A 3,958-nucleotide genomic window follows, 5' to 3' on the forward strand; every position below is an offset into this window, starting at 1 on the left:
CCAGGCCGCGCCTCCAGCAAGGCAAGTCCATGAGTATAAATACTTAATCACTTGCTTGAATGGACTGGGCCTACGAGAAAACAACGTGGAGCCAATCAGGGCCAAGCTAAGCAAAAACAAAAAGAGAGGCGACAGAAAAGGCAACATGCTAAGCAGGAGAAATAGTCGAATAATAACTAGCAATATTTCATCAAGGAGAAAACTACAGAAGTGGACATCCTCTTAAAAGCAAGGGATGCAGATGAACAACCTAAGCAGAAATAGCATTCAAAACCAATTCATAACATTAAACTTCAGTATTCTAGATATAGTTTAAAACCAGTTTCGAGCACTACAAGGGATATGCATAAATAAAACAAGATCGTTGACAAGATTTAACTTTAAACTAATAGCATATTAAAGCATAAAGCAAATAGGGAAAGCTTATCTATGTTTATGTTATTCGCAGACAGCAATATGCAGTGATATCTATATCGAAAAGCTCCATTGAGAATCGTAACTGGCAACGCTAAAGGAGAACTTTAATAAGTTAGCCAAAGGAAAGCAAATCTAGCCAGTCTAAGATGCCTCTTCCGGCAAATAAACTCTGGAGGCGGACGAGTGATGACCTGGCAAAGTAGTTCAAAAATACTCCATTTGAACGACTCGTTCAAATGCGCTAGGGTTCGCATAGCGGAGTGACCCAATGACCGATTCAGCGATCGACTTCAAAGTCATCTCGCCAGACAGGCACAGTGCCGGATCCGAGTCAATCGTCCTTCCCGAGACTCTTACGGAAGGCTTGAATGATGTTCAGATAGGCATCATGAGAGATACGGTTCATGCTGTCAATATCAATTCAAGGATTGCGGCTGAGCTAGTTCGAAGCACTGCCGCTGAGCTCCATCGGCTTAAATGTGTTCTTAAGAAGCAACAGCAATGGACAAGGTTCAGAGAATCTGGCGTCATTCCAATGACTGCAGGCCAGATTAGAGACCTAACCTCGGCATGGGAGTCATGGCTAAAGAATACTGATGTGACCGACCAAGAGCTGGTTGGCACAAGCATGAGAACGCTAGCAGCAATTGGGAAAGCTGATCCTGGAACTCGAAAAGATGCAGTAGGTAAAATGAAACGAGGCGAAAAGGTTACAGAGAAAGAAGTCAGCGATAAAGCCATTGAGGAGTTAGTTAAAGGAAATAAGGAGTGGGAAATAACCACATCAATGAAAAGGACAGACCTAATGAAAGTATGTACAGCGCTACGAGATGAGAATAAAAAGCTAAAAGTTAAGATCAAAGAAATGCAAACCGTTACAATTTAAGGAAAGCATGATGCCAAATACTCCTACGATACAAGCTGCTCTTCACGAACTAAACAAACAGATGAACGATCATTGCTTAAAAGATATTATAATAAATGGTAACATTGGGCTATTGAGAGATGGCAATCCAATGGAATATACAGAGAAGGAATGGAATGCAATCATGGACTATCTGAAGGAAAATATCAATATTGAGATTATTGCTCGGGTAAATTAGTTGGAAGAATATGGCATGATTTTAGATTGATTGATGCATCGCAAGAGATTGGGTTGATAGTGAGGAAAATTTATGCATTTACACAAAAATACGGTAAATTCACCAAAAAAATAAATCAAAACGGAATAAGGAGACATAGGTGATGAACTATATGCCAATATGGGCATAAATTTGATACTTTAATCAAAGCGGAAGACTAATATTAGGCGAATAGTCTTTATTAGCGAATATCTTATTTAGTTCTAGATATCATTTTGGCTAGTCGTTCACTGAGCCTCTGCTAGTTGTTGCGCTGACAAAAAAGTAGAGGGGTGATATAACTAAATCCATAGAGGGATCCATTATGGCTATTCCTAAGCATAAAGTTAACATTGAGCCAACAAAAGCTAATTAACTTAGAATATAAGTATTCATTTTTGCTATTAACCCAGATAAATATATTTGAGACAACAAGTATTTCATGGCTAAAGTGGCTATAATAATCAACAGACAAGAGGCAAAGCTTTGAAGACATTAGCTGTTTTCATAATAGTATCTAACCTACAGTATTATATTGATAGGTTGAAAAATCAAATCCCAAGTTTACAGTAGCTCATGTAATTTTATCATGGATTTTATTTCTATAAAATCAAAAAGCAGATGCTATCACTGAAAATAGATTCATTATAGATGACTGAATAGAAATATAGTCATAGAGATTCTGAAAAGATATCAGGTCTATAAGCATTTCTGCTGCCTGATGGTGCTATACTAAATATATAATAGCGCTGATAAATAAGGCTATAATTCTTTTAAAGGCTAGACATCATGCTACCACTGCCCATCTTTTTTGATCTTCCTCCTATATATCTTCAATATCTATTGGCAGCCTCAGTTATAGCTTTAGGGGTGCTAATTTCCAGTATATTATATGTGAAGACTAAAGATCGACTATGAGCAGTAATCTGCAAAGAGATACTTCTGTAATAATTAGTTTCCATTGTGAATATAGATAGAAAGACCATGCATTTATGTGCACACTAAGTGGTCAAAAAGGGAATTAGCGTACATCATTGAAACTATTTATACAAATATCAAAGATTTGCGCAATCCATTTATGTCTCTTATGAGCTTTGGAAAATCATCGCCCTAAGTCTGATGGTTCATCAATATTTAATGCTCTCTAATTTTCATGAGACTTCAGAAGTATATATTCAACTTGTATAGGATGCAGAGTAAAGCATTGATAGCTATTGATTTTAATATTATTGATCATTTAACATCATGAAATACATGAATATTCATTTCGATTAAAAGCATGACTGAGGCATTGCACACGAATCAATCGATATGATAAATTTACAAGTGATGATGTAAGAGCCGATCTCTATAGGAATACATCGATCTCTTCTTAATCATCAACTCACATCTAACTGCAACAACTCATGGTGTTAACAAAGGATGGTACTCTTTCAAGTTGTGTAATCCCTACCAACTGTGTGCTTATCGAATGGAGTTTTGATAATGTAAAGAAGTCATACGGCAAGCTTATTGACATTGCAGAATCCCTTCCAAGGGTAAAAGTAATAGAAAGAACGGAAAATTATTGGCATGGTGTTGTACACAGCCTAATCTTTAGGTTTCCTGATGATCTTGAGATCCTAAAAATACCAAATAAAGGAATCATTCAAGTGAGATCTGCTTCTAGACTAGGACTTGGAGATCTAGGTGTTAATAGAAACAGAATTGAAAACCTTTACTCGCAATTATAAATGGATAAAGACTTAAGATACAACTCCAATTGCCACTTACGAAAAATATACTAGACCCTGACAACTATATATAATCATCTTCAACCTCTAGTAGGTTATCCATAATAGTCGTCACATACTCATTCCATTATTAGGCCCTAATAATGGAATTATAGCCTTTACAGGAAAAATCTAACATGTTCTGTCTATCGATAAGAAAACTTGTTTATGCAAAGCAGATCTTTGCATGTAGATTTAAATATTCACTAGAATCTAGTTCTGAATTTACCAAATTCCTTGACCATTTCTTTTCTCCCACTCCTTCATCGATAATCCTGAACCAGAGCGTTTTGCATCTTTAAGTGATTTCCATCTCTCCTGGCATTCATACAAAGTACATTCTCTTGTAGCATCTTTTCGATCTAGACTTGACAACTCCTTACTCATTTCATCTGAACACTTGTCAATGTCTGAGTTGGGTTCTTCTGGCTTAGGCATAGGTCTAATTAAACTTTTTATAGCCTAACAGACTATAAAAATTAAGATTAAGGACTATGTCCTATCAGCATAACTATATAAAATGTAGAAATTACTGATGTACAACTACATCGCTTCTATGCCACTTTTCTACTTTGCATTAGCAAAACACACTTTGATATTAGCAGCACAGGCATTATCGGACATCGGCAAAATTTAATCAATATAAAA

The 3,958-nt window shown here is 36.2% G+C and carries 3 protein-coding genes; all 3 read left to right on the top strand.

The genetic code is table 11. The features are described from left to right. The first annotated feature begins 685 nt into the window (after positions 1-685). A complete protein-coding gene (locus PMIT1303_RS00300) occupies positions 686-1,303 on the top strand; it encodes a hypothetical protein (RefSeq protein ID WP_063395107.1) in 618 nt (205 codons plus the stop codon). A 10-nt stretch (positions 1,304-1,313) separates the two neighbouring features. Beyond that, a complete protein-coding gene (locus PMIT1303_RS00305) occupies positions 1,314-1,520 on the top strand; it encodes a hypothetical protein (protein ID WP_197459710.1) in 207 nt (68 codons plus the stop codon). Between the two features lie 1,424 nt (positions 1,521-2,944). Then, positions 2,945-3,271 (top strand): DUF1499 domain-containing protein, encoded by a 327-nt coding sequence (locus tag PMIT1303_RS00310; RefSeq protein WP_063397062.1) that lies wholly within the window; start codon positions 2,945-2,947, stop codon positions 3,269-3,271. Positions 3,272-3,958: the final 687 nt, after the last annotated feature.

Origin of the sequence: Prochlorococcus sp. MIT 1303, from assembly GCF_001631965.1 — a bacterium.
Classification (GTDB): Bacteria; Cyanobacteriota; Cyanobacteriia; order PCC-6307; family Cyanobiaceae; genus Prochlorococcus; species Prochlorococcus marinus_D.

Excerpts from the sequence above, each read along its gene's own strand:
- PMIT1303_RS00300 (WP_063395107.1), top strand. The coding sequence starts at position 686 with ATGACCGATTCAGCGATCGACTTCAAAGTCATCTCGCCAGACAGGCAC.
- PMIT1303_RS00305 (WP_197459710.1), top strand. The coding sequence starts at position 1,314 with ATGCCAAATACTCCTACGATACAAGCTGCTCTTCACGAACTAAACAAA.
- PMIT1303_RS00310 (WP_063397062.1), top strand. The coding sequence starts at position 2,945 with ATGGTGTTAACAAAGGATGGTACTCTTTCAAGTTGTGTAATCCCTACC.